This is a genomic window from Fastidiosibacter lacustris (assembly GCF_003428155.1).
GTDB classification, from domain to species: Bacteria; Pseudomonadota; Gammaproteobacteria; order Francisellales; family Francisellaceae; genus Caedibacter; species Caedibacter lacustris.
Genome location: NZ_QLIR01000025.1, coordinates 1 through 24,088, shown reverse-complemented (window position 1 = coordinate 24,088; position 24,088 = coordinate 1). Strand labels below are relative to the sequence as shown.

Here is a 24,088-nt window from a genome sequence, read left to right as displayed (position 1 = left end):
AACACCAATAGCAACTTTTACTGATGGGAAAACGCACTGGCAAGAGAAGGTTGAATTGCTCAACCATATCTGACAAAAATCGCGTTTGAAAAATAGGCAACTGTCAGGTCAAGTCTAAACTTATACATATTAATATATACATGTTTGGGAAGCTTCATTTTACTGAGTTGTTCAATCTTTTTTATGGCTAAATTAATATCGTCGCCCTTTACCTTCTCAATTTTAATTTTCTCAGTACTGGTTGTAAGAATTTGATCAATCAAAAAACAATCGTCTGGCGTTAAGTTATCAAAAATACTTTGAAAGAAGGATTGCTCAAATTGTTGCTGTGCTGAAATTATATAACGGTTTATTTGTTTTACGGAGAATTGCTCAATTTTATGCCGTTCAAAATATAAACGTGACTGCGCCAATATAATCTCTTTGGAAGGGAATTTTGGTAATACTCATTTTGCAAATAATTAATGTATGGTGAGGCATCCTCATTTGTAGCTTCTCTATAGCCTAGCAGCTGTCTAATATTGTTGCGATACCTTTCTGCGGTACGACTACTCCAATCAAACTCAAAAATATTCTGTTGTTCTAGCTCTAATTCAGCCGAAACTTTTGAAGACAACTTGAGAAGTAATGGAGCTTCATCAGACAAGGGGAACCTAATGTGTATTTTAAAACACCCCAGCATAATTGCACATGCAATTTGGTTTAACGGACTTTTCTTTGTCAGACAAAAGGCAATTTCTTCAACAGATAAGATCGGAGATTCATCCATAGTTTAAAGTTCCTAGAAGAAGAGCCGGTGTCGGTAGTGATATGAGGGGCATTATACAAGGCAAGATTCATTTTGAAATACTTGAGCAGTAAAAAAACACAAAAAGTGCTAATATATTATTTTTCGGCACTTCTGAAGATCTAGCAAATGGCGGCTCAGCGCACGTACTTTAACACGAGCCCTAGTAAAAAAATAAAATTTTAGTGTCCATTCAAACCATCCTTTCCTTCAGGGAAAACCAGTATACCTAGACTTTCCATAAATATGCTTTGTTGCCACTCAAATATTTTCACCCCAGAAAAATCTATATATTTAATATCTATATTAGCAATATTGGAATTCCTTAGATCTGCTTTATGTAGTTTTATCCCATCATATTGACTGGGTGAAAAGTCCGTGCTCGTTAAATCTGCTTCCTCTAAATTTACTCTTGAAAGTATCACCGAAACTAATTTACTTCCTGATAGATCACATTTTGCTAGATATACACCAGTCAAGTCTGAATACCTAAAATCACTATTTGTTAATTCTGCGCAACTAAAGATTTTCGTTCGACTAACTACATTGGTGAAATTTGTAAATTTAAAATTGCAACCCTGAGCCTTGCAGTTATTTATGGTAATTTGAAAAGCATCCGCACGCTCAAAATCACTTACTGAGATATTACAGTAATTAAATTGAGATCTTAATAGATCAGCTCTATAGAACGAACATCCAACTGCATTATCTTTGTCATAGAATATACTTCTTTCAAAAATTGCATCATCTAGAGTTGCGTGTGAAAAATCACAGTTATATATCTCACACTCAATAACCTTCAGTTCATGTAACCTTGCGTGCTTGAAGTTGGAGTTGAGAATACGACACCTTTTAAAGGTAATATTCTTTTGGCAGGATACCTTTGACCAGTCTAAACTAATGAACTGCCTGTCTTCAATTAGCATGGATTTATTGTGATCAATTTCTAATGAATTCTCATAACCTATAGCATCATAATCATTATAACTCTTCACAAGTACACCTATAATTTTTTATTATTTTGCTCTTAATGTAAATGGTTTCTAAAAAACATAGTAACATGACTATGACTCCTAATTGCTCGTTGAGAGGCAAAGTTTGGCAAATTTCCAAGTTTAAAGGTAAATGTTAACTTCTATCCTTGGTATGTAACGGGGTTTCTTGCAGAGCCCTCCATTTCTTGCGGGCGATCTAGTTTTTGCCATAATCAGACATAGTCATCAGGATATTCCATAATCTTCTTATCCATATTGAGTAAAGATAAAAAAATCAAATCATCGGAGTCTAAGTCTAGCTCTATATCAAAAATGCTTATGTTTTCCAGTAACCTGCCCACTTGTGAAGTTTTTGGTATTACACCAAATCCATTTTCTATATGCCACCTAAGGATTATCTGGGTTATTGTTTTATTGTGCTTCAGCGCCATTCCGGCAAGCCGTGAATATTCAGTTTCTGTCAAATCACCTGTCCATAAAGGACTCCATGACTGGACAAAAATCCCTAGTTCTGACATTTCCAGAATAATATTTTGCTGCTGATTCCTGAGATGTATTTCGATCTGATTTACTGCTGGCAGGATACCTGTAACCTCGAAGAGGAAACTTACCTGCTGGGCAGTAAAATTACTGACCCCTATGCTTCTGATCAGGCTTTTTTCTCGTAACCTAATTAATGATTCCCACGCTCTGATAAAGTTACCGTCTTTCGTTGCAGGCCAGTGTATCAGGCAAAGATCAAGGTAATCCGTCTGAAGCTCATCCAGCGATTTTTTAATTGAGGAGATAACATTTTCGTGATCACTATTCCAGACTTTACTTGTAATGAATAGTTCATGTCGATTAACTGGGACACTCTTAATGAAATGACCAATAATTTTCTGATTATCATAAATTGATGCCGTATCAAATAACCGATAACCGTCTTCAACGGCCGAAAATAATACATTCATCAGCGATGAGCGTGGTTGTTGATATGTACCAAGACCAATTAAAGGGATTTTTATTCCATCATTAAGAATATGCTGTGGCATTGCAGTTGGCCTGACTTTGCGACAATACCACTTCTTTTCTTGTTTCATTATTCTTCATCTCCAGATATGACTTTTAACAGTTCAAGCAAAGTAAAAATCGTAAAAATTATTAAGAGTCATTGTAATTTCTCACCTTTCTGATCATCAGTAAAAGGAAACAGGCAGCAGAAGTAGTCACTACAACCATACAAAACAGCATAATTTTATAGGAAACCACAATGGTCATAAGAGTTGAAACTAGAAATGATAGGGAAAACGGAATGCTGGTAATGGCTTCCAGTGAAGTATTGACTCTCCCCTGAATGGCAGAAGGAAGTTTCGTTTGGATCATAGTGTCCAGTCCCACCATGGAAACTGGCGCGCCAAAACCAAAAATTGCACAGCTGATATAAATTAAGGGGATGTTCTGGGCAAATACTACTTGAATAAAAAAACCCACTGAGACTAGTATTCCGGGTGAGACCTGCTTTATCAGTCTTATGGAGAGTAACCCTCCCATCACTGCCCCGACTCCTTGTGCAGAAATAAACTTTCCGATGAGAGATAGCGGTTGATGCAGGTAATCAATGATGTTAAAAAGGATAATTTCATAAAATCCAGCAACCAGAAGCGTAATTGAAAGACAAATCACACAGGAGCGAATAAGTGTGTCATAGTGTCATACCATATACCCTGAGCTCCATTCCAGAGTCCACGTAGCGAAAATAGTGAAACTTTACCTGTGCTATAGTCATTGCTCTTTTTTTCAAAATTTAGAAAAAGAAAGGCAGACAAAATTAGAGATAAACTCACAAACCAAACGAAAACATGATTTCCAAAAACAGTATAGACATACACTCCGAATAAAGGAGCTACCAGCCTCACAGATTCTCTCAGTGTTCTCAGCAAGGCATTTATTTGTCCGATATGCTGTTCATCATAGCTGTTCACAACAAGGCAGACTCGTGCTGAATTGAATATTACATAACCAAGTCCATATATAAAGGCCGACACAAGCAGCAAAATGTACTGATGCTGCTCATGAGAAAAATAGAGACTCAGTATTGATGCCGCCATGAAAAGATTAATTAATACAATAGTGCTATCTTTCCTGAAGTGGTCAATAATGTTTCCAGTCAAGGGACTGATTAATGAAGGTATTATAAAGCAAAAAAACACAAGTCCTGCTCCAGCTGTACTTCCAGTTAACTGCTTTGCCCAAACCGCAAATACGATATATACCGATGTGTCTGCAATAACAGATAAAGCATAACCCACAAGTAGTCCTCCCATTCCTGGTAGTCTGAGCAATGAAGAGCCCTGTATCATCTGTCATTTCCTGTAATACCAAAGATATCCATTATTTTATCAAAAATACGACTTTCATCTGGCATGTGCTGCTTTTCCAAAAACATAGAATAGGGGGCAGGACTCGTAAGACTACCCACACGAACAACATGATGATGAAGGCAAGCATGCAAGGACTCCGTGATCTGGCAAGCAATTTCAGCCCCATACCCACAGAACTTACTAGCTGCATGAGCAATAAGTGCTCTACGTGTTTTTTTTACAGAGTTCAATATTAAGTCTAAATCAAGAGGCACAAGACTCCTCAAATCAATAATTTCACAGCTAATCCCTAAGCGCTGTCTAGCCAGTTCAGCCGCACGAAGACACCAGGCAACCGATCTCCCGTAAGCAATTAGGCTGATATCATCACCTACTTTCATAATTCGTGCTTTCCCCAAAGGTATTTGGTGAGCACCTGTTGGAACAGGATGCCTGTCTCCAGACCAGAGCAGCTCTACGCATTCCAGCATGATGCATGGATCATCATTGTTTATACAGGATAATAATAACCCCTTGGCATCTTCAGGAGTGGAAGGCATAATAACGTTAAGACCTGGAGTATGCGTCAGCCAGGCTTCAAGGGACTGGGAATGCTGAGCTCCACCCATTGTTCCCCCTCCGACATGCATTCTGACCGTAAGCGGAACATGGCTGGCTCCATTTGTTGTGTACCTAAATTTGGCAGCATGATTAATAAGCTGATCTGAAGCAATTGTCAGGTAGTCCATAAGCATGATTTCAACCACTGGTCGCTTCCCGCAAAGAGCGAGACCGATCCCCATACCAATAATACCCTGCTCAGAAATAGGAGTTGTTATCACTCTTCTTGCACCATAGCACTCTTCCAGTCCCTGCGTCACTCTGTAAATTCCACCTGATGGTATGCCAATATCTTCTCCAAGTAAAATAACGTCCGGATTAGTTTGTAGTGCATAATCGAGTGCGCTGTTCAGAGCTTCAGCGAAAGTCATCAGAGAAGTCGATAGTTCATGTGCTCTTTTCATGTTGTATATTTTGTAATCTCTTTCAATAGATCCTGATTATCAGGAAGGGGAGCATTTAATGCTTTGTTATAGGAAGCGGAGACATCATTAATAATCTGATATTCAATACTTTCCAGTTGGTTGTTGCTGTCATATTCCCTGACGACTTGCTTTCTAAACAGCATAAGTGGATCTACCTGAAACATTTCATCGTCAGCAGGCAAGTTCATGTATTCAGTGTTGCTGCCTGTCATATGTCCGTGAAGACGAGGGCAGGATATTTCAAGAAATATAGGTTCACCAGTGTCTCGAACAAATTCCACACACTTAGTCACAGTAATATGCAACTTCTCAGGCTCGCTTACTACTGCTCTGAAGGCGCGGATACCATACACATCTACTTTTGTATAAAGCTCGGTATTTGTAGTTATACGGCTAAGCCTAGTATGCAGTGCATATTCATTATTGATACAGATAAACAGTATGGGCAGCTTCCATAATCCCGCAAGGTTCATTGCTTCATGATACGCACCGGTTGTTGTGGCACCATCTCCAAAGGTAACAAAGACAATATTGTCGTTGCCATCTGTCTGCACTGATAGTGCGACACCACATGCTATTGGCAGTCCACCTCCCACTATTCCTGTTGTAGCTAGCAACCCGTTTTCAGTCGAACACAGATGCATGCATCCACCTTTGCCACCGGATATTCCATCCTTTTTCCCCATAATTTCAGCGAAATAAGAATAATATGAACCACCAAATCCGATGAGGTCACCAAGACATCGATAAGTAGAAACAATTTTGTCCCCAGGATATTTATTGACACCTAAAGATGCAGAAATGAGCTCTTGCCCTTTAACAGGGTAATGCAGTGCAAAAAAATGATTATTTCTGAGTCCTTCATCAATTTTTTGATCTACGGTACGAATAATAAAAGCAGTTTTGTACAGTTCGAGCAATGTAGATTTTGTTATCATTAAGCCTCCTGTCAGTACGTTGTATAGGACTCACCACTCAGAATGGGCTCTATCTGAAGCAGGAAAGTCTTTCTGAAAAAATCAGAAGTAACATCAGGTATGGATGACGCAAGCATGTCAGAAATAGATTCTACTTCGTTATAACGTCGGGTCTGTTCTAGATAGACCTTTGCAGAATGATATTTAGCAAAATCACTAAAACCAGAGCTTATAAGAGACTGTATCATCCGTAAAGCTGTATCGTAGTTGTTCAGTCGTAACACTCCATCAAGATAATCCAAAAATTTCTGCTCTGCAATTGTCAGGTCTGGCGCAATAGCAAGTCCTGACTCTTCATAGATTCTACCAGTGAGACCTAGATCACGATAGGTTCTGATAATAAAAGTAACTGTTGGTTTCGACAAATGAAGATTTCTGTGGATAAGACGGTCACCATTAAAAATCATTCTGCAGTCGCCTTTTGACATTAGCTCGGTTTCTTTAAAAATCAGGCTCCCCATCTGTAGCTGATTGGAACCACCTGATCTCTCAAAAAGATATGAATCATGCTGGCAAACTCCCTCTAGTACCGTAAAAGCACCTGAAAATGGATGATCATGGATAGTCATATCAACAGATGACCATAAATAAATTTCAATAAAGAATCGTTTGTCTTCTGCCACGTACAGGGTGAGTGGTGGCTGACCAAATAACGATCCGTTATTAACTCTTTGCTTTGGTATTTGATTCACTCTTAATAATGAAAATGGAATATCAAACACATTAATTTCTGTTTCTGGCTTTGACGATGTTATGGAATTATATGCAAGACTAGGAAATGATATAACATCAAAGTTTATCTCTCCCCACTCACGGTACAACGCATCCCCTATCTTTCTGGCAAATGAAAAAACCGTCATAAATCTATCTTCAAACTATGATTGGCTGACAAAACTTCAGTATTACTCCAAAACTCACCCCAAAATGAAAGTGGAATACCTGCATCTGAAAGTTTATGCAATGTGTCACGTACAGTTTTTTCATCTACCCATGATTGACTACTATACGACGGAGGGTAATCACAACCAGATGTTTTAATAACAAATTTGATAATTTTTGTTAAATCATTATTGGCAAAAAATACCTGACGATTATACCTTAATTCGGCGCCATAGCATCTTTCCAGCAGACGCATGGTACTATTTTCTTTGGAATACAGTAACATAATTATATCTCCTTGAGATTTTTTGCAATGACAGGGCACCAATAATCAAGTCCGTATATACTCCCTGTCAGAGAAAGCGCGCGAGCGCGCGAGCCTGCACCACATAAATCACGAATGTGGCAGTCAACGCATGGACCACCAATTTTAGAAAGTTGAATATTACGTAGTTCCTTTAGAGGGTTAGCGTTATTCCATATCCATTTTAGTGACTGGTTGCGTATATTTCCGCATAGGACGTCATGGCTACCTGACATTAGAACTGAAGGGTATACATTACCATTACCGCTGATATTCAAATCCCCAATCCCACCCGAATCACCGATCTGATAAGCTGATGAATAAAGGGGATCTGCTAGCATTGATTTATATTGCCAGATTTCCCACACTTGTTGAGGTGTGTAGCCATTTTCCAGTAGGGGAAGGTATATTTCCCATGGAGCTGCAACAGAAATGGTGAGATTCTGGAAAGAATGACGTCTTCTAGTAAGATTTAGAATAATTTTTCCCACTTTTCATATTTTAGCACCAGCTCGTTTAACGCATTCTTTCCAAAACCGGCAGGAAAAAAACGTATTGCAGTTACACTTTTCGCCCTTAGCTCATTAACAGCCATATCGTAAACATTTTCAAGATCATCAGCATTCATTCCGCTGGCTACAAAGCTAACTCCGAGAGTAAGTCCAGCATCCGAAATGGCTTTAGCATCATCAATAATCTGAGCAAACAACTGTCTTTTTTTGTCATTATCACGTTTTTTTCTGTGTCGAAGAATATCCAGCTTATCCGGAGTGGAGCCATCAATACTAATGTTGAAATTTATGCCCCTGCAATTTGAGGAAAGTTTTTTTACTGTTTCACGCTTCAAAAGCGTACCATTCGTTACTACAGTTGTATAAATACCTTGGCATGAATCAGCATACTCTAAGATATCAGATAAATCAGGTCTGAGAAATGGCTCACCTCGAGCAATAGTTAAGTCTATTACACCATTTTGATGCAAATCGGCGATCACATGTTTTATTTCATCTGAAGTTAATTCATCATGCTGTCTTCTACCAGATGCAGCATGACAGTGATGACATGCCAGATTACATGCATTTGTCATATCAAAATCAACGTGAACAGGTGCACTAAATAAAGGCTCATCACGGGAAATATATTCTGAGATATCATGTTGCACTACACTAACCCTCCTTACAGCCAGACATATCCCGCAACCAGAAAATCCAGTCTTAGATCCTTTGATATGCAATTATGCTCACTTTGTATTTTTTCGTAACTGTTTTATTCAAAAATCCCTTATTTATAAGACTTTCATCAATTTTTTAGCGAGAATAGTTGATCCCGTCGCAGGCTACTATTTTTTAGCTAATTATGTTGCCATACTAACGAACTATCAATGTTATAACTATGTTTTTGATAAACATCCTGATGTTACACCTGATCTTGTCAATACATGATTCGCATGCCGTGGCCACTGCGTGGATCCAGCACCCATGACTTTAAAGTCTGGAGCAAAATGACGTGGATAGACAACGGGGTCATCACTAGAAGCTTTCGCGAATTTTTGGTTATCACTTGATTTCATAAATCCCCCTTATTGTAATGCCTCAAATTACCATCTTTCGGCGGTAATTTAAAATGTCAATCTAGCGGTCGCTAAGAGTTCCTTGCCCGCCACAGTAATTTCAGCATGAAATATTATTGGCTGTCAACCCCTAAATTCAAGTATGTAGAGAATAAATAAGCAGCAGGATAGTCAGATCAGGTATTGCGTTACTGCTGAAGCACGGACCTTAACACTAGTCCTATATAGGTGAGAACACGATAAAAACAGGTCAAACGTTACCCACAAAAGCAGGGACTACCAGTTTTTATGATTCGGTTAATAACGTCAGGGTTATTACTAATAGTTTGTTGACTCAATAGCATTCAGACCATACTATTAACACGACAAAATCCCTTGGTAATTAGTCCGACACTTTACCTTGGTAATGACAGAATCACAAGACTTAGATAAAAATAGATGAGCCAAACCTGTTCAATTGACTGTGTAAATTTTTCACAGTTCTAAATTCTGCCGTCGCGTTTTAAAATAAGCAACTGTCAAGTCGAGTCTAAACTTGTACAACTTAAAGTTTATTTATATAGGAAATGTGTAACTAATGTAAGCAGTCAAAGTCACACTTGCCGCAACCTTGACATCATTACCGTGATAAGAGTTAGATGTTCTTAAGTCTGCGGTTGAACCAAATAAATAGCCAAGTTGACCCCCAATATTAATACCATTTGTGAATTTGTAGCCGACCCCTGCTGCAAGCTCTGGTAAAAATTCAAAATTGGTGCCATTGGTACCAGGAACAAAATAGGTGTCGGTATTTGTAATTTGTTGATGAACATAAGTTGCACCCGCTTTCGCAAACACATTAACACCGTTATTGAAAGTGTATTTGCCAACAATAAGAAGAGGGATGTTCCACTGGTTAAGGTTAGATTTATCTAGACCATCTGCTTTTAATGAAGCTAAGCTATAGCCATAATAAAAACCGGATTCGACACCAAGACTTATGTTTTGGGTTAAAGCAAGGTCATAACCAACTGCAAAACCACCATAGGCACCACCTTGTGTTTTGGTGGTATTACTGATTATTCCACTAGAGTCGTAGTTTTGTGTTGATGCACCACCTAAGCTTGCACCAAGAGTAAGTCCCGTTTGCACACCTTGAGCAAATACAAAGTTACCACTTGTTAAACAAAATGCAGTGATGCCAATAATTTTACTCAATTTTTTCATATTACGTCTCCATATCTCAGGTTTAAACGCTTATAAGTATATCTTATTCACGTTTTATTTTGCAGTATTTCTGGTATTGGCGTTTTGTAACAAAATTATTTCCATGAAGGAATATTTTAATAACAACCTTTGGCAGATTATCGCCCTAATGCTTGATGACCTAAATAACTCTTAATGCTCACTTAATAATACCCCTAACCATATCAATTGTCATGTTGGATTATCAACCATAACGCATTTAAGAGATGAGACACTAATGTTTGCCCCTAGGGTCTAAAAAGTATGTAACTCTAGAATTAAATTAAAAATTCAGCTTTAGTGATGGGAATATAGATTTCATGCTTGTCATTGCTTCGCTATAATGAGTCCACTTAAGTTTTAACACATACAACACATGTATACAATGAATTTTTGTGCTGGACCTGCACAGCTTAAAAGCCATATTTACCAATCACTTATCCAGATGATTCATGATTACAAAGGTACAAAATTATCACTTTTGTCGTTGTCTCATCGTGACGAATTATTTGCAGAGGTCAATCATAATATCAAACAATATTTAACTCAATTATTAAATTTAAGCAATGATTATGAAATTTTATTGATGTCGGGGGGGGCTAGCGGTCAGTTTGCTGCAATCCCTATGAACCTGAATAAAAGTGGTAAAGCCCTTTATATCAACAGCGGTTATTGGTCACAAGCAGCAATTAAAGAAGCCAAAAAATTTATTGCCGTAGATCTCTTATCAATGACAGAGTCCAGTGATTTAATAGCTTCTCAATATGATTATGTCCATTACACTGAAAATGAAACCATAGATGGCATACAATGGCATTATATTCCCAATACATCATCACCACTCGTTTGCGATATGTCTTCGAGTTTTCTGTCAAAACCAACAGATATATCTCGATACGATTTGGTCTATGCTGGAGCTCAAAAAAACATAGGCTTACCAGGTATCACTGTTGTGATCATCAAAAAAAGTTTGATTGATGAAGACAAACAAAGTATTCCAGCGATATTAAACTATGCAACAATGCAACAAACAAACTCTTTGTATAACACACCAGACGTGATTGCTTGGGTATCAGTTGAGTTAGTATTGCAAGATTTATTGGCACAAGGCGGCTTAGCGATTGTCGCTGAAAACAACAATCATAAGGCAAGGCTTTTATATAAAGCAATTGATGACTCAAAAATATTTAATAATTTCATAGCAGCTGAAATACGTTCAAAAATGAACGTAGTCTTTCATTTACCAAGCTTGGATCAAACTACAGCCTTTTTAAATTTTGCTAGAGAGAAAGGTGTTTATGGCATTGCTGGACACAGAAGCACAGGCGGTGTGCGAGTAAGCCTATACAATTCAATTACATTAGACGAAGTAAAAGCATTTATTACTGTAATGCAGGAGTTTGAATACCATGGGAAATAAGGTTGATATTATTACAGTTGATGGTCCAAGTGGAGTGGGAAAAGGCACGTTATCACGCTTGTTAGCCAAGCAGTTTGATTACGCCTTGTTAGATAGTGGAGCCATTTATCGGCTAGCGGCATTACTTGTTTTGGATCAGCAGTTAGATCTTTGTAATGAAGAACGTTTATATCACACCTTAAAAAATTTAAATATTGACTTTAAGATTGAAGATGATAAAACAACCGCTTATTTGAATGGTGTCGATGTAAGCCACCGAATCAGGGAAGAAAAAACAGGTATGATAGCATCTAAAATTGCAAAAATTCCTATTGTGCGCGAAGCTTTGCTTGCGTGCCAAAAAGACTTTGCTAAAGGAGTAAAGGGCTTGGTTGCAGATGGAAGAGACATGGGAACAGTTGTCTTTCCAAATGCACAATATAAGTTTTTTTTAGACGCAGAAATTCAAGTGCGTGCAAAGCGACGCTATGATGAACTTGTTGCTAAAGCTGAGAAAGCAGATTACAACGAGATTTTAGAGCAATTGCAAGCACGTGATGCGCAAGATAGGAATCGAGCAATAGCTCCCTTGAAAGCAGCAGATGATGCAATTGTTGTAGATACTAGTAACTTGGATATCAATGGCGTTTTTAATAAAGTATTAACCGACATCAAACGTATAGATAGATTAAGCTATATTAAACGGTGGCAGAAAACCTATTATGGCTTGTTAGTCAAAAATATCGATACACTTAGTTATGTACCAGAATTTTTGGACAAACCTTATTTAGTTAACAAAGCCAACACAAGACTATTATGTCAAACAAGGGGAATGTTTTATTTAATAACCTATGCGCGCTTAAACAATCTAGAAGATGGGTGGAACAAGGCTTTTAAGCTTTATCAGCAGATAAAAGCACTTTATTGGAATCACTCAACACAAAGCTGGCACAAATTTGTTCAAGATGGGAACGTTAGTGATCCTTATGAATATGCTTTCTTACTCTTCTCATTGAGTCATTTATATCAAAAATACACACAAACAGATTTATTGGCGGATATTTTGAAGGTGAATCAATTAATTCAAGAGAAGTTTGTAAGTGAAGCATTTAAAAACTTAAAGGATGCACAAGGTGTAATTGGTCAAAATGCGCTGATGCACTTATTTGAAAGTTATTTAAGTGCTTATCGCTATACCAAAAGTGATATTTTTAAAAATCAAGCACAAGCTTTATATGAGCAAATCATTATTTTGTTTTTTGATCACAAGCAAATGCTGATGCGTGAATATTCGATTGAATATCAACCTGTTGTTTTTGAACCAGGTCATAGCTTTGAGTGGAGTGCACTTATTTTGGAGGCACTAGAACTTGGTGTGGATGTAGGACTCATGCCCGATCATAAAGCATTATTTTTGTCTGCCTCTCAAAAGGGTGTTAATGCTAACGGCTTAGTACGCAGTAACTTGAATAACAAAGATGATCAAACACAATATCGCATTTGGCCGATGTTAGAATACATGCGCTATCTTGCCATGACAAAACAAGAAAATACACTTGAAGCAGCATTTGAAATTTTTGCTAAGGTGTTTATAGCAAATGATTTACCAATTGAGTATATCGATCATAATGAGCAAGCTGCCTTTGATAAAGTAAAATCAACGACAGGCTATCATCTGATTAACTGTTGGCAATACATCAGCACAAAGAGGTCAATATGAGTAAGCTAAGCAAATATTTTTTGTATCTACATGGTTTTCAAGGGTCACCGACTTCACCCAAAGCGCAAAAGCTTAAACAATGGTTTAAGCAAAAATATCCAAATGCTCAAATCGACATGCCACATTTAACCATGAATACACAACAAGCAATGAGTATGATCGATCGACTCTTATCTCAGGCTAAAGCTGATAGTAAAGTAATTATCGGTAGCTCACTAGGCGGTTATATGGCGCATTTATTAAAACAGACGCGAAGTGATATTGACAAAGTCATTTTAATCAATCCAGCTTCACGCTTAGATTTGATTGCTTTAATGCCACAATATAGCGATATGTATCACGAGGCAATGGCATTAGTGAATGCCATGCCAAAGCAACTTAAACACATGAATGATTATCTATTGCTGTTACAACAAGATGATACAATCACACCTGCTCATCTAGCAGAACAGGTCTTTGCCTGTGCGCACATCGATATAAAAACAGGTCAAGGTCACTCCTATAGTAACATTGACGTTAGCTTTGAACTCATCGAAGAATTTTTGACACAACCTTCGGCATTATTCCATAAACTGGTGTAAGAGTATGCACAGTAAAATTTATATTAATGACATGGGTGCTATCAATGCTTTAGGTTGTAATAAAGCAGAAATTGCACGTGCACTTTTGACAAATAAAACAGCTTTAAAACCATATGATCAGCTTTTTAGTGGTAGAAAAACCTACGTTGGTCAAGTAAGTTGTGAATTACCAGCTTTAGATAAGCGTTATGCTAAGATTGATTGCCGTAACAATCGAATGCTGTTAGCAGCATTTAGCCAAATCCAAAAAAACTATCGAAGCTTGTCTGCCAGCATTAATCCTGCTCGCATTGCAGTTATTCTTGGAACTAGTACAGCTGGTATTTTGGAAAGTGAACAAGCTTATATAGTACATGCTAAAACTAAAGCTATGCCTAGGCGTTTTCATTATCACAAACAAGAGTTTGGCAAAATGGCACAATTTGTGGCTGATCTTTGTGGTGCTAAAGGACCGATATATACGATTTCAACAGCATGCTCATCTAGTGGAAAAACGTTTATGGCGGCAAAGCGATTAATTGAGGCCAATATATGTGAACTTTGTATTGTAGGTGGCTCAGATACGTTATCACAGGTGCCACTTAATGGTTTTGATGCATTAGATTCAATGACTTCTAATATTTGTAAACCTTTTCAGATTGATAGAGATGGTATTAACATTGGTGAAGGAGCGTCACTTTTTATCTTAAGTAAACATCAAAGTGAAATAATATTTGTCGGAGGTGGAGAAACTTCTGATGCGTATCATATCACCGCTCCTGATCCAGAAGGCATGGGAGCTAAAGTGGCAATGCTAAAGGCATTAAAGGATGCAAATTTAAACCCTGATGATATTGGATATATCAATACACATGGCACAGCAACACAAAAAAATGATGAAATCGAAAGCAAAGCAATTTTTGATATTTTTACTGATCAAGTATATTGTAGTTCAACTAAACCATTAACAGGTCACACCTTGGGTGCAGCAAGTGCAACTGAATTGGGCTTATGTTGGCTTTTACTATCTACTGAATATAATCCAGATAAACAATTACCTGCCCAAGTTGGCAATGATAATTTTGATCCAAATTTACCCAAAATCAAATTAACAGGTGATAATAGTATTTGGCAAAAACCATATTTTATGAGTAACTCCTTTGCTTTTGGTGGTAATAATATAAGTCTAATTATTGCAGCAAACTCGTCGTTTAAAACATCATTGAGTAAGGAATGATTTATGTATCATTTAGCAGAAATCATCCCGCAAAGTCCACCAATGCGCTTGATTGACTCATTGGATTATATAAATGAAGAGCAAGCGATATGTACAGCAAAAATTACTGCAAACCATGTCTTTTACGATTATCAAATTCAAGGTATATATGCTTGGGTAGGTATTGAAATGATGGCGCAAGCATCAGCTGCACTTGCTTATTTTGAAGGCAGCGAAAGTGATCATACACCCAGGCGTGGCTTCATGATAAGTGTACGTAATTTCAAAACAAAACAATCTGTGTTTGCCAAAGGTGAAATGCTAACGATCATTGCTAATAAAGAAATGATCATTGACCCAATTGGTGTGTTTTTGTGTCAAATTCAACTGCATGGCAAATGTATAGCAACTGCAAAATTCAGTGCTTATCAGCCAAGCGCTAAAGAATTCGAACAAATTGTTAAAGGGAAAACGTTTTAATGAGAAGAGTATTAGTAACAGGCGCAAGTAAAGGTATTGGTCAAGCAACAGCAATTATGTTGGCGCAATCTGGATTTGAGTTGGTTGTGCATTATAATCGTGATGAGGAAGGTGCAAGATATACAATTGATGAGATACAAACCAAAGGTGGTCAAGCAAATTTGATCCAATTTAATCTTGAAAATAGACAAGATTGTTTTACAAAATTAGAACAAGAAATTGCTCGAAATGGTGCGTTTTATGCTATTGTCAACAATGCAGGCATTTGCGAAGATGTGGCTTTCCCAGCGATGGACGCAGAAGCGTGGGATAAAATCATCCATACCAATTTAGATGGATTTTATAATGTACTAAAGCCTTGTATTATGCCGATGATTCAATTAAGAAAAGGAGGAAGAATTGTTACTTTGGCCTCCGTTTCTGGGATAGCTGGTAATAGAGGACAGGTTAATTATAGTGCTGCAAAATCAGGTATTATTGGTGCAACAAAGGCCTTGGCACTAGAGCTTGCCAAACGCAAAATTACAGTAAATTGCGTCGCACCTGGTCTGATCGAAACAAACATGACTAGTGATCTGGAGTATAAAGATGAAATTGAAAAATATATTCCTATGCGTCGCGCAGGGAAGGCAGAAGAAGTGGCTTCAGTGATTAATTTTCTTTGTTCAGATGCTGCAAGCTATGTCACACGTCAAATTATCTCTGTCAATGGAGGTTTGATATGACAAAACGTGTGGTTGTTACAGGAATGGGAGGCATTACCGCATTAGGCAATAGTTGGCAAGAGATTAAACAAGCGCTTATATCGGCTAAAACAGCAACTAAAAGTATGGAAGAATGGAAAAAAATTAAAGGCTTACATACAAGTTTGGGGGCTCCAATCCTAAATTTTAAAGTGCCAGCACATTATACGCGTAAACAGCTAAGGGGAATGGGTAGAGTGGCACAATTGGCGAGTGTTGCTTCGGAGAAGGCGTTGATTGATGCTAACTTACTTGAAGATAAAACGTTATTGGAAAGTGGAGAAATTGGTATTGCCTATGGCTCGTGCTCAGGTAGCACACAAGCTTTATGTGATTTAATCAAAATTGAAACCGAAAAAACGGTGAAAAATGTAAGCGCCACAACGTATGTTAAATCAATGAGTCATACTTGTGCAGTCAATCTCGCACTATTTTTAGGGTTGACTGGACGTGTGATCCCAACGTCAAGTGCTTGTACATCAAGCTCACAAGCAATTGGTTATGCCTATGAAACAATAAAGCATGGTTATCAAAAAATTATGCTTACAGGTGGAGCAGAAGAGCTATGTCCAAGCCAAGTCACAATCTTTGATACTTTGTTTGCAACAAGCCAAAAAAATGACGCCCCTCACACAACTCCAAGCCCATTTGATAAAAATCGCGATGGTCTTGTAATTGGAGAAGGCGCCTGTACATTGGTGTTGGAAGAATATGAACACGCTAAAAAACGTGGTGCCTATATTTATGCAGAAATAGTTGGATTTGGTACAAATTGTGATGCCAAACATATTACTCAGCCAACAGCTGATAAAATGTGTGATGCGTTGAAACTAGCATTAAATGATGCTGCCATTGATCCAAGTGCCATTGGCTACATTTCAACACATGGTACCGCAACTGAACAAGGAGATGTAGCTGAAAGTCATGCAACCTTTTCTATATTTGGTGATCGTGTTGCAGTGAGCTCATTAAAGGGTAACTTTGGACATACGCTTGGTGCGTGTGGCGCACTTGAAGTTTGGCTTTCAATTATGATGATGAAAGAAGGTATATTTATGCCAACGTTAAATTTGTCCGAAGTCGATAGTGAATGCGCTAAGCTTGATTATATTATCGGTATCCCACGGCAGTTAAAACCAAAATACATTATGAGTAATAATTTTGCCTTTGGTGGAATTAATACATCATTGATTATTAAGGATTATGTGAGTGAGTAAAGTATTGAAATTTCACAAAATGTGCGCATTGGGTAATGATTTTATTGTAATTGATGAGCGTAAAGGACAATGTGATTGGCAATTAGGAGAAATCCAAAACCTATGTGATCGACGTTTTGGGATAGGTGCTGATCAGTTGTTATTAATAAGAGCTTCTCAGATAGCGGATGTGAAAATATCCATTTATAATCAAGATGGCAGCCAGGCAAAACAGTGTGGTAATGGTTTGCGCGCTGTGGCATATTTATTCCTGAAAGAAAATATGCACCAAGAGTCGATTACAATTGAAGTAGAAGGCAAGCATTATGCGTGCCAGCGCGCCTCAAAAGACACTATCAGTGTTAACCTTGGACTACCGATCTTAAAACCACTGACCTATAATTTAGCTGGTAGTCAATTATTTGAATACGGAATTGAGGTCGATGTTGGTAATCCTCACTTAGTACTTTGGCTTAAGGCAAATGCACCAGCATTTGATTTTAATACGCTTGGACAAACAATACAACGACAATACATAGATGGTATTAATGTGCATTGTGTTAAACGTTTAGCTAAAGATAAAATTTATGTCCAACATTGGGAACGTGGAACAGGAGTAACACCATCTTGTGGCAGTGGCAGTATTGCTTCGGTGTTTGCTGGTATTTACTTGGGTTTTTTAACTTCAGCTGTTAAGGTAGAAAATGCAGTTGCTGAACTCGAAGTAAACGTGGTTGATAATGGCTATGTGTTAGTAGGCTCGGTTGTACATGTCTTTGATGGTGAAATAAGAGTAATAAGATGATAAACATTCGAAAGATTCCTTTAAGAACAATGATTTCTGGTTTAGCACATAAGATCAGTGTTATTGAGTATCGGCACCCGCAAGCAAAAGCCAATGTGTATTTACAAGCTGCTTTACATGCTGCTGAAACCAATGGGATTGCCTTGATAAAGGCAATGCGAGAGTTTTTAGAAAAAAATGACTTTCCTTATAATGTCACACTTGTGCCATTTGCTAACCCATTTGCAATGGATATTAAAATTGGCGAATATACCTATGGTCGTTTTGATACCAAGACTGGAGAAAATTGGAATCGAGGGTTTAAAAATTTGCTTATGCCTGTTTGTGGATTGGATAAAATCGACTTACAAGAGTTTGTAGTAAAGTATCAAAACCAAGGTTTTGATCAATTATGTCAGGCATTTCATAAGCTTTTGTCCAAACGCCTTCAAGTTTGTATCCAACACGATATTGCACCTCATGAAAAGCTTGCCAATACACTGCATAAGCTTGCTTTGGATGCAGACTTTAGCTTTGATCTACATTGTGACTCAATATCAGTTCCTTATATTTATGCGCCAAGTTATTTAAAAGATAAGCGTCTATGTCACTTTATCAGTGATTACTTTATCTTCACCCCAAATGAGCCAAGCGGTTGTTTCAATCAAGCTATCTTTTACCCGTGGTGGCAGTTGATAACCTATTGGAACGAATTGACAGGTGAGGAACAACAATCACCCAAGCACGCTTTTACTTACGAGATGGGTAATAAAGAAACATTTGATAGTAAGTCAGCACAAAATTTATTAAACGGTATGATTGCTTATATTCAAAACAATAACATCCCCGAAACTCAGGATAAAAAATATGGCTGTCAAGAAGCTGACTTTTTCCGAGTGCGTGCATCATTGGGTGGAATAATAGAATATGACGATGCACAATTAGGAAAAATTCATAACAAGCATGTGAAATTAGGCTCTTTGCATACACAAAGCAGTATTTTGGGAATACAAGAAGCGATTGAAATTACGCTGCCAATTAATGCTATTTTGCTAACAAGAACCTCTTCAGCAACGATGCACGAAGGCGATGAAGTGTTTAAAGTAATGAGTAATTACTTCAAGATTTAACTTTTAACTAATCTACAATTTATTTTATCTTCGAAATTTTACGGCAATGGTCAAAACTTAGCGCATAAAAGCTTTATTATTGGGTAAGTTTCTTATATCTTAAGGTCCCCGCACATTGAATTAATAATATATTATGGTTACGCGACTTATTCGTTATTATCCTATTTTACTCACTATAATGGTGCTGGCATTTACACGTTTAAGTTTTGCCAATATAACGAGCTTGACTCAAAGCGCTATTACCACATTGCCAGCAACCACTAACTATTGCAATGGCTTTTTAAAATATGGCAGCCCTGGTGGCAAAGTTGATTTATATCTTTGCCGTGAAGGCTATATTGTTGGATATAACTATACAACAAAACAACCTAGCTGGGTGGCATATCGTTTAACTGCCAAATCTGCTTCAAATAAGAAAAAAAGACAGGATGAATTTCAGAGCGATCCTACTATACCTTTTAAATATCGTGCTGAACTTTCGGACTATAAAAATAGTGGTTATGACCGTGGACACTTGGCGCCTTATGCGTCGATGGACTTCAGTAAAACAAGTGCCACTCAATCCTTTTATCTCTCAAATATGTCACCACAAAGACCGGGATTAAATCGTAAAGGCTGGGCTAAGCTTGAAGGGGATGTGCGCTTTTGGGCGCAGATGTATCAAGAGCTCTATGTTTATACGGGCCCTGTGTTTAAAAACAGTAAAACACACAAAACAATCGGCAAAAACAAAGTTTTCGTGCCTGAATATTTCTTTAAAGTAATCTATGCACCAAGGCAGAATAAGTCGATTGCTTTTATCATGCCCAACGCTAATATAGATAAGAAAGATGTTGCCAAATACCGTGTATCGGTTAAAGAAGTCGAACAGCGCACAGGATTAAATTTTTTTAATACTTTTTCTACCGAGCAAGTTGCAACATTGACGACTCAAACATCACCTATGTGGCGAACAAGTTATGCCTAAACAAGCAGCCACTTTGAAATTTCATTTGCTAAGCTGATGTCTTCAGAAACTTTAAATCATAATTTTATTTGAGTTTAAGATGCTGTGTAATGCAACAAACCTTATCGAAATATCATTGTTTTAAGAATTTCTGCGTTGGCACTTGTTGCCCGTTTATGGTGAGCAAGGTCATAATAATGTAAAACATCTGTATAGCTATATTGCTTAAAAAGTTCAGCCACATCTTTGGCCTGTTGATAGCCATGTTCAATAATCATAAAACCACTGGGTTTTAGATAGCATTTACCATGCGTGATAATATGTGCAATATCCGCTAATCCGTTATTATTCGCAATAAGTGCATTATTTGGTTCATATTGACGTACTTTATCACATAAAGCTTGGTCATTTTTATCGATGTAGGGTGGATTAGAAACAATAATGTCAAAACTTTCATTAGCTAAGGGTTGATACCAACTACCACACAAAAAAGTGACATTATCAATACCATGTCGTTGAGCGTTCTCTTTGGCAATTGTGAGTGCCTTAAGGCAGTTATCTACCGCAATAACATTCCAGCTTGGCTTTGAGTTTGCCAAAGCCAATGCAATAGCACCACTTCCTGTACCAAGATCCAACACTGTCAAGTCTGAGGCATTTGCGAATCGGTTAAGAATAGCATCAATAAGCACTTCAGTATCAGCTCGCGGGATAAGCGTATGCTCGTTCACTATTAACTCTAAATTCCAAAAACCCTGTTTACCAGTAAGATAAGCAACGGGCTTGCCCTGTAGGCGTTCATCAAAAAGTCGATTAAACTGGTAAAGCTGTGCTTGGGTCAATTGCTTTTCTGACCAAGTATAAAGGTAGCTTTTAGAAACATTTAATACATGACAAAGCAAACACTCAACATCAAGCCTTACCGTATCAGAAATGCCGTTTAAGCGTTGAGGGTAGCTAAGAAGAATGGTCTTGATGGTATTAGCCATTGTCTTCCGACATTTGAACTAATAAGTCAGCTTGATATTCTTGAATAAGTGGCTGTATTACTGACCCAAGGTCACCTTCCATGACTTCATCAAGCTTATAGAGTGTAAGATTAATTCGATGATCAGTAACACGCCCCTGCGGGAAATTATAAGTGCGAATACGTTCTGATCTATCACCACTACCAACAAGGCTCTTGCGCTGGCTAGACTGCTGTTGCTGCTGCTTATCTATTTCTGCTTGTAAAAGCTTAGCTTTTAACATTGACATCGCTTGGGCACGGTTTTTGTGTTGGGAACGCTGATCTTGGCACTCGACAACTACACCCGTTGGAATATGTGTGATGCGAATAGCCGAATCTGTTTTGTTGATATGTTGACCACCTGCCCCTGATGCTCTAAACGTATCGACTTTTAAGTCAGCAGGATTAATTTCAATACCTTCAACTTCATCTGCTTCTGGCATGACAGCAACTGTGCAGGCTGAAGTATGAACTCTACCTTGGGATTCTGTGGCAGGTACGCGTTGCACACGATGGGCACCAGATTCAAACTTAAGTTGTGAGTAAACGTTTTCACCCGAAACCTTGGTAATAATTTCTTTAAATCCCCCATGTTCACCTTCACTTTGACTTACGATTTCTATTTTCCAACCTTTAGTTTCAGCATAGCGACTATACATTCTAAACAAATCACCAGAAAAAATAGCGGCCTCATCACCTCCCGTTCCTGCACGTATTTCTAAAAATACATTAGCGCTGTCATTAGGATCTTTAGGTAACAACAGAATTTCCAGGTCTTTTGTTAAACGCTCCATCTTTTGTTCGGTTTGGACAAGCTCTTCTTTAGCCATTTCTCTCATTTCAGTGTCACTTTCTTTGAGCATTTCTTTGGTGCTGATAATGTCTTGTTGTGCTTTATCGTACGCTTTAAAGGTTGTGACTAAGGGCTCAAGTTGGGCATATTCTTTTGACAGATCACGAAACTTACTTTGGTCACTAATAATTTCGGCTTCTCCAAGAAGTACACCAATTTCTTCATGACGCTCAATTAAGCCTTGTAGTTTTCTTTTGATTGACTCTTTCATAAATATTATTATCTACCTTTTAAACCAAAAATTTCCTCAGCGTAACCCAATATATCATTACGCCCTTGAACGGCTGCATTTCGTAACGATACACTAGGTGTATGCAGCCATTTATTATTAAGATTGTGAGCAAAGCGCGTTAATACCATTTTAGGATCTTCACCATTTTCTAAACGACGCAAACAACGGCTTAGCTCCTCATCAATAATGTCTTTCGTCTGAGCACGCATCGCTTTGATTGTAGAATCTGAGAGAATTGCTTTTTCATGATTGATGTAATCATTTAAGCCTTTTTCAATCCATTTTTCCGCGCGTAAAGCCGCTTTTTCGCGTAGAGCCTTATTCGTTTGAATTAACCCTTGAATATCGTCGACACAATAAGTTGTAATATGAGACAGATGGTCAAGCATCGGATCGATAACCCTTGGTACAGATAGATCTATCAGTAGCTTATAACCTGTATTTTTTGTCAACATATCGACCGTTACCATAAAACCTGGGCACCTCACCGCACTGACAATAATATCCGCTTGATTAACCAACTCGTCTAAAGCGTTCAAATCAAATGCTTTGGCGCGATACTGATCAGCTACCTTTTGGGCTTTATCTAATGTTCGATTAGCAATAAAAAGCGCTTTTGGCATACATGAATTAAGGTGTCTTGCAACTAAGTTAGCAGTGTCTCCCGCACCAATAACCAAGATCGTTTTATCTTCGAAGTGATCAAGGTGTTGCCTAGCTAAGCTTATAGCAGAAAAAGCAACTGAAACAGGACATTGACCAATATCAGTATGAAAGCGGGTATATTTGGCCACTGAAAATACCTTCTGACAAAGGCGGTTTAGCGTTCCTCCCAAAGTTCCAACAGTTATTGCTTGAGCGTAAGCTTGTTTTATTTGTCCGAGTATTTGCGGCTCACCAAGTACCATTGATTCCAGACCACAACTCAAACGCATCAAGTGGTGAACAACGTGTGTTTCTTGGCGGATGATAAGATAATTTTTAAGATCTAAGTCCGCCCTTTTGGCATTTATCTGCCACCAAGCAATTACCAAATCAAGCTGACGTAATTCAGACAACACAACATAGATTTCAGTGCGATTGCAAGTAGATAAAATCATACATTGCCTCACACCTGCTTGTGCTTTAAGCGATTGTAAATAACTTGACAAACACTCAGTTTCAAGTGCAAATGCTCCACGAACGTCAAGGGATGCTTTTTTATAATCAATTGCTAAAGAAATAAGTGTCATCTAGGTACCTTTATATTGATCAGCTATTTCAGCTATGACAAGTCATTCAGCCACTGAAAATTGGTCGACATTGTACCACAAAAAAAGAAAAGTTCCATTGGCTATCATAGAACCCCTCTGTATATAATGTTTTTTATTTTCTGCTAAGAGACTAGTTGTACTCAAAGTTTGATTTTAAGGACTTGTTTTCAAAGGGCTTTTTGGTGGTGTTGCCATTAGTAAAAATGGGAATTGCCAAATTGAAGTGATATGAAGACTTCGATTGTATACAGGATATTTTAAAAAAGTTAAAGAGGGAAGGGTCGTTTTTATCGTATTGATAAACTAATGACAAATAAAAAACCTGATGATGTTCTACTTTCACATGACGAATGCCACACTATCATCGACGCTAACTGTTTTCACTTCTGAGTTCGGAATGGATTCAGGTGGTTCACAGTCGCTATTATCATCAGGTAACTCTC

The 24,088-nt window shown here is 37.9% G+C and carries 25 protein-coding genes, 1 rRNA gene and 1 pseudogene; 11 read left to right on the top strand and 16 right to left on the bottom strand.

Features of this window, described 5'->3' with window-relative positions; all coding sequences use genetic code 11:
- Positions 1-358: 358 nt before the first annotated feature.
- The 12 genes from DNJ77_RS09090 to DNJ77_RS09030 form a co-directional block, all read right to left on the bottom strand.
- Positions 359-769 carry a DUF4158 domain-containing protein gene (locus tag DNJ77_RS09090; protein WP_116964695.1) on the bottom strand — a complete coding sequence of 137 codons (411 nt, stop codon included), beginning with the start codon at positions 767-769 and terminating at the stop codon, positions 359-361.
- Between the two features lie 200 nt (positions 770-969).
- Positions 970-1,782, bottom strand: a complete 813-nt coding sequence (locus tag DNJ77_RS09085) for a pentapeptide repeat-containing protein (protein ID WP_116964694.1) — start codon at positions 1,780-1,782, stop codon at positions 970-972.
- 212 nt (positions 1,783-1,994) lie between these two features.
- Positions 1,995-2,864, bottom strand: a complete 870-nt coding sequence (locus tag DNJ77_RS09080; RefSeq protein ID WP_116964692.1) for an aldo/keto reductase — start codon at positions 2,862-2,864, stop codon at positions 1,995-1,997.
- A gap of 61 nt (positions 2,865-2,925) precedes the next feature.
- On the bottom strand, positions 2,926-3,147 hold the full coding sequence (locus DNJ77_RS09975) for a hypothetical protein (RefSeq protein ID WP_157966665.1): 222 nt from the start codon (positions 3,145-3,147) through the stop codon (positions 2,926-2,928).
- Positions 3,148-3,443: 296 nt separating this feature from the next.
- Positions 3,444-4,124 (bottom strand): MFS transporter, encoded by a 681-nt coding sequence (locus DNJ77_RS09070; RefSeq protein WP_116964688.1) that lies wholly within the window; start codon positions 4,122-4,124, stop codon positions 3,444-3,446.
- A complete protein-coding gene (locus DNJ77_RS09065; RefSeq protein ID WP_116964686.1) occupies positions 4,121-5,149 on the bottom strand; it encodes an alpha-ketoacid dehydrogenase subunit beta in 1,029 nt (342 codons plus the stop codon). The genes DNJ77_RS09070 and DNJ77_RS09065 overlap by 4 nt, the downstream gene beginning before the upstream one ends.
- Positions 5,146-6,108 (bottom strand): thiamine pyrophosphate-dependent dehydrogenase E1 component subunit alpha, encoded by a 963-nt coding sequence (locus DNJ77_RS09060; RefSeq protein WP_116964684.1) that lies wholly within the window; start codon positions 6,106-6,108, stop codon positions 5,146-5,148. Before DNJ77_RS09060 ends, DNJ77_RS09065 begins: the two co-directional genes overlap by 4 nt.
- A gap of 11 nt (positions 6,109-6,119) precedes the next feature.
- Positions 6,120-7,007: a hypothetical protein gene (locus DNJ77_RS09055; protein ID WP_116964683.1), complete on the bottom strand. Its 888-nt coding sequence runs from the start codon at positions 7,005-7,007 to the stop codon at positions 6,120-6,122.
- Entirely contained in the window at positions 7,004-7,312 is a 309-nt protein-coding gene (locus tag DNJ77_RS09050) for a hypothetical protein (protein WP_116964680.1), read from the bottom strand. The genes DNJ77_RS09055 and DNJ77_RS09050 overlap by 4 nt, the downstream gene beginning before the upstream one ends.
- Positions 7,313-7,314: 2 nt before the next feature.
- Positions 7,315-7,671 carry an SPASM domain-containing protein gene (locus DNJ77_RS09045; protein ID WP_157966664.1) on the bottom strand — a complete coding sequence of 119 codons (357 nt, stop codon included), beginning with the start codon at positions 7,669-7,671 and terminating at the stop codon, positions 7,315-7,317.
- A gap of 131 nt (positions 7,672-7,802) precedes the next feature.
- Positions 7,803-8,492: a radical SAM protein gene (locus tag DNJ77_RS09040; RefSeq protein WP_116964676.1), complete on the bottom strand. Its 690-nt coding sequence runs from the start codon at positions 8,490-8,492 to the stop codon at positions 7,803-7,805.
- A 963-nt stretch (positions 8,493-9,455) separates the two neighbouring features.
- Entirely contained in the window at positions 9,456-10,106 is a 651-nt protein-coding gene (locus DNJ77_RS09030; protein WP_116964673.1) for an outer membrane beta-barrel protein, read from the bottom strand.
- A gap of 394 nt (positions 10,107-10,500) precedes the next feature.
- Here DNJ77_RS09030 and serC point away from each other — a divergent pair, with 394 nt between their 5' ends.
- The 11 genes and pseudogenes from serC to DNJ77_RS08980 all read left to right on the top strand — a co-directional run bounded on the left by serC (position 10,501) and on the right by DNJ77_RS08980 (position 20,319).
- Positions 10,501-11,544 (top strand): 3-phosphoserine/phosphohydroxythreonine transaminase, encoded by a 1,044-nt coding sequence (serC, locus tag DNJ77_RS09025; protein WP_239986790.1) that lies wholly within the window; start codon positions 10,501-10,503, stop codon positions 11,542-11,544.
- Positions 11,534-12,196 (top strand): annotated as a pseudogene (gene cmk / locus DNJ77_RS10255) ((d)CMP kinase); the annotation flags it as partial. The gene serC and the pseudogene cmk, both read left to right, overlap by 11 nt.
- 54 nt (positions 12,197-12,250) lie before the next feature.
- On the top strand, positions 12,251-13,243 hold the full coding sequence (locus tag DNJ77_RS10250; protein WP_420810637.1) for an AGE family epimerase/isomerase: 993 nt from the start codon (positions 12,251-12,253) through the stop codon (positions 13,241-13,243).
- Positions 13,240-13,824: a YqiA/YcfP family alpha/beta fold hydrolase gene (locus tag DNJ77_RS09015; protein WP_116964669.1), complete on the top strand. Its 585-nt coding sequence runs from the start codon at positions 13,240-13,242 to the stop codon at positions 13,822-13,824. The genes DNJ77_RS10250 and DNJ77_RS09015 overlap by 4 nt, the downstream gene beginning before the upstream one ends.
- A gap of 4 nt (positions 13,825-13,828) precedes the next feature.
- Positions 13,829-15,040, top strand: a complete 1,212-nt coding sequence (locus tag DNJ77_RS09010; RefSeq protein ID WP_116964668.1) for a beta-ketoacyl-ACP synthase — start codon at positions 13,829-13,831, stop codon at positions 15,038-15,040.
- A gap of 3 nt (positions 15,041-15,043) precedes the next feature.
- On the top strand, positions 15,044-15,499 hold the full coding sequence (locus tag DNJ77_RS09005; protein WP_116964666.1) for a hotdog family protein: 456 nt from the start codon (positions 15,044-15,046) through the stop codon (positions 15,497-15,499).
- On the top strand, positions 15,499-16,224 hold the full coding sequence (gene fabG / locus DNJ77_RS09000; protein ID WP_116964664.1) for a 3-oxoacyl-ACP reductase FabG: 726 nt from the start codon (positions 15,499-15,501) through the stop codon (positions 16,222-16,224). Before DNJ77_RS09005 ends, fabG begins: the two co-directional genes overlap by 1 nt.
- Positions 16,221-17,459, top strand: coding sequence for a beta-ketoacyl-ACP synthase (locus DNJ77_RS08995; protein WP_116964663.1), 1,239 nt, complete (start codon positions 16,221-16,223; stop codon positions 17,457-17,459). The genes fabG and DNJ77_RS08995 overlap by 4 nt, the downstream gene beginning before the upstream one ends.
- Complete coding sequence (gene dapF, locus DNJ77_RS08990; protein ID WP_116964661.1) at positions 17,452-18,243, top strand: diaminopimelate epimerase; 792 nt, start codon at positions 17,452-17,454, stop codon at positions 18,241-18,243. The genes DNJ77_RS08995 and dapF overlap by 8 nt, the downstream gene beginning before the upstream one ends.
- On the top strand, positions 18,240-19,352 hold the full coding sequence (locus DNJ77_RS08985; RefSeq protein ID WP_116964659.1) for a M14 family metallopeptidase: 1,113 nt from the start codon (positions 18,240-18,242) through the stop codon (positions 19,350-19,352). Before dapF ends, DNJ77_RS08985 begins: the two co-directional genes overlap by 4 nt.
- A gap of 178 nt (positions 19,353-19,530) precedes the next feature.
- Positions 19,531-20,319 (top strand): DNA/RNA non-specific endonuclease, encoded by a 789-nt coding sequence (locus DNJ77_RS08980; RefSeq protein ID WP_420810636.1) that lies wholly within the window; start codon positions 19,531-19,533, stop codon positions 20,317-20,319.
- A gap of 101 nt (positions 20,320-20,420) precedes the next feature.
- Here the strand turns inward: DNJ77_RS08980 and prmC are convergent, their stop codons facing one another.
- From prmC to rrf, 4 genes are all read right to left on the bottom strand, one after another.
- Positions 20,421-21,287 carry a peptide chain release factor N(5)-glutamine methyltransferase gene (gene prmC, locus DNJ77_RS08975; protein ID WP_116964655.1) on the bottom strand — a complete coding sequence of 289 codons (867 nt, stop codon included), beginning with the start codon at positions 21,285-21,287 and terminating at the stop codon, positions 20,421-20,423.
- Positions 21,280-22,371, bottom strand: coding sequence for a peptide chain release factor 1 (gene prfA / locus DNJ77_RS08970; RefSeq protein WP_116964653.1), 1,092 nt, complete (start codon positions 22,369-22,371; stop codon positions 21,280-21,282). The genes prmC and prfA overlap by 8 nt, the downstream gene beginning before the upstream one ends.
- An 8-nt stretch (positions 22,372-22,379) precedes the next feature.
- Positions 22,380-23,624 carry a glutamyl-tRNA reductase gene (hemA, locus tag DNJ77_RS08965; protein WP_116964651.1) on the bottom strand — a complete coding sequence of 415 codons (1,245 nt, stop codon included), beginning with the start codon at positions 23,622-23,624 and terminating at the stop codon, positions 22,380-22,382.
- A gap of 341 nt (positions 23,625-23,965) precedes the next feature.
- A 5S ribosomal RNA gene (rrf, locus tag DNJ77_RS08960) occupies positions 23,966-24,080 on the bottom strand.
- Positions 24,081-24,088: the final 8 nt, after the last annotated feature.

Excerpts from the sequence above, each read along its gene's own strand:
- DNJ77_RS09010 (WP_116964668.1), top strand. The coding sequence starts at position 13,829 with ATGCACAGTAAAATTTATATTAATGACATGGGTGCTATCAATGCTTTA.
- DNJ77_RS09065 (WP_116964686.1), bottom strand. The coding sequence starts at position 5,149 with ATGAAAAGAGCACATGAACTATCGACTTCTCTGATGACTTTCGCTGAA.
- fabG (WP_116964664.1), top strand. The coding sequence starts at position 15,499 with ATGAGAAGAGTATTAGTAACAGGCGCAAGTAAAGGTATTGGTCAAGCA.
- DNJ77_RS08985 (WP_116964659.1), top strand. The coding sequence starts at position 18,240 with ATGATAAACATTCGAAAGATTCCTTTAAGAACAATGATTTCTGGTTTA.
- DNJ77_RS09070 (WP_116964688.1), bottom strand. The coding sequence starts at position 4,124 with ATGATACAGGGCTCTTCATTGCTCAGACTACCAGGAATGGGAGGACTA.
- DNJ77_RS08980 (WP_420810636.1), top strand. The coding sequence starts at position 19,531 with ATGGTGCTGGCATTTACACGTTTAAGTTTTGCCAATATAACGAGCTTG.
- hemA (WP_116964651.1), bottom strand. The coding sequence starts at position 23,624 with ATGACACTTATTTCTTTAGCAATTGATTATAAAAAAGCATCCCTTGAC.
- DNJ77_RS09030 (WP_116964673.1), bottom strand. The coding sequence starts at position 10,106 with ATGAAAAAATTGAGTAAAATTATTGGCATCACTGCATTTTGTTTAACA.
- DNJ77_RS09975 (WP_157966665.1), bottom strand. The coding sequence starts at position 3,147 with ATGATCCAAACGAAACTTCCTTCTGCCATTCAGGGGAGAGTCAATACT.
- DNJ77_RS09045 (WP_157966664.1), bottom strand. The coding sequence starts at position 7,671 with ATGCTAGCAGATCCCCTTTATTCATCAGCTTATCAGATCGGTGATTCG.
- DNJ77_RS09055 (WP_116964683.1), bottom strand. The coding sequence starts at position 7,007 with ATGACGGTTTTTTCATTTGCCAGAAAGATAGGGGATGCGTTGTACCGT.
- DNJ77_RS09005 (WP_116964666.1), top strand. The coding sequence starts at position 15,044 with ATGTATCATTTAGCAGAAATCATCCCGCAAAGTCCACCAATGCGCTTG.
- DNJ77_RS09060 (WP_116964684.1), bottom strand. The coding sequence starts at position 6,108 with ATGATAACAAAATCTACATTGCTCGAACTGTACAAAACTGCTTTTATT.
- DNJ77_RS09090 (WP_116964695.1), bottom strand. The coding sequence starts at position 769 with ATGGATGAATCTCCGATCTTATCTGTTGAAGAAATTGCCTTTTGTCTG.
- DNJ77_RS09015 (WP_116964669.1), top strand. The coding sequence starts at position 13,240 with ATGAGTAAGCTAAGCAAATATTTTTTGTATCTACATGGTTTTCAAGGG.
- DNJ77_RS09080 (WP_116964692.1), bottom strand. The coding sequence starts at position 2,864 with ATGAAACAAGAAAAGAAGTGGTATTGTCGCAAAGTCAGGCCAACTGCA.
- DNJ77_RS08995 (WP_116964663.1), top strand. The coding sequence starts at position 16,221 with ATGACAAAACGTGTGGTTGTTACAGGAATGGGAGGCATTACCGCATTA.
- DNJ77_RS09050 (WP_116964680.1), bottom strand. The coding sequence starts at position 7,312 with ATGTTACTGTATTCCAAAGAAAATAGTACCATGCGTCTGCTGGAAAGA.
- prmC (WP_116964655.1), bottom strand. The coding sequence starts at position 21,287 with ATGGCTAATACCATCAAGACCATTCTTCTTAGCTACCCTCAACGCTTA.
- serC (WP_239986790.1), top strand. The coding sequence starts at position 10,501 with ATGTATACAATGAATTTTTGTGCTGGACCTGCACAGCTTAAAAGCCAT.
- prfA (WP_116964653.1), bottom strand. The coding sequence starts at position 22,371 with ATGAAAGAGTCAATCAAAAGAAAACTACAAGGCTTAATTGAGCGTCAT.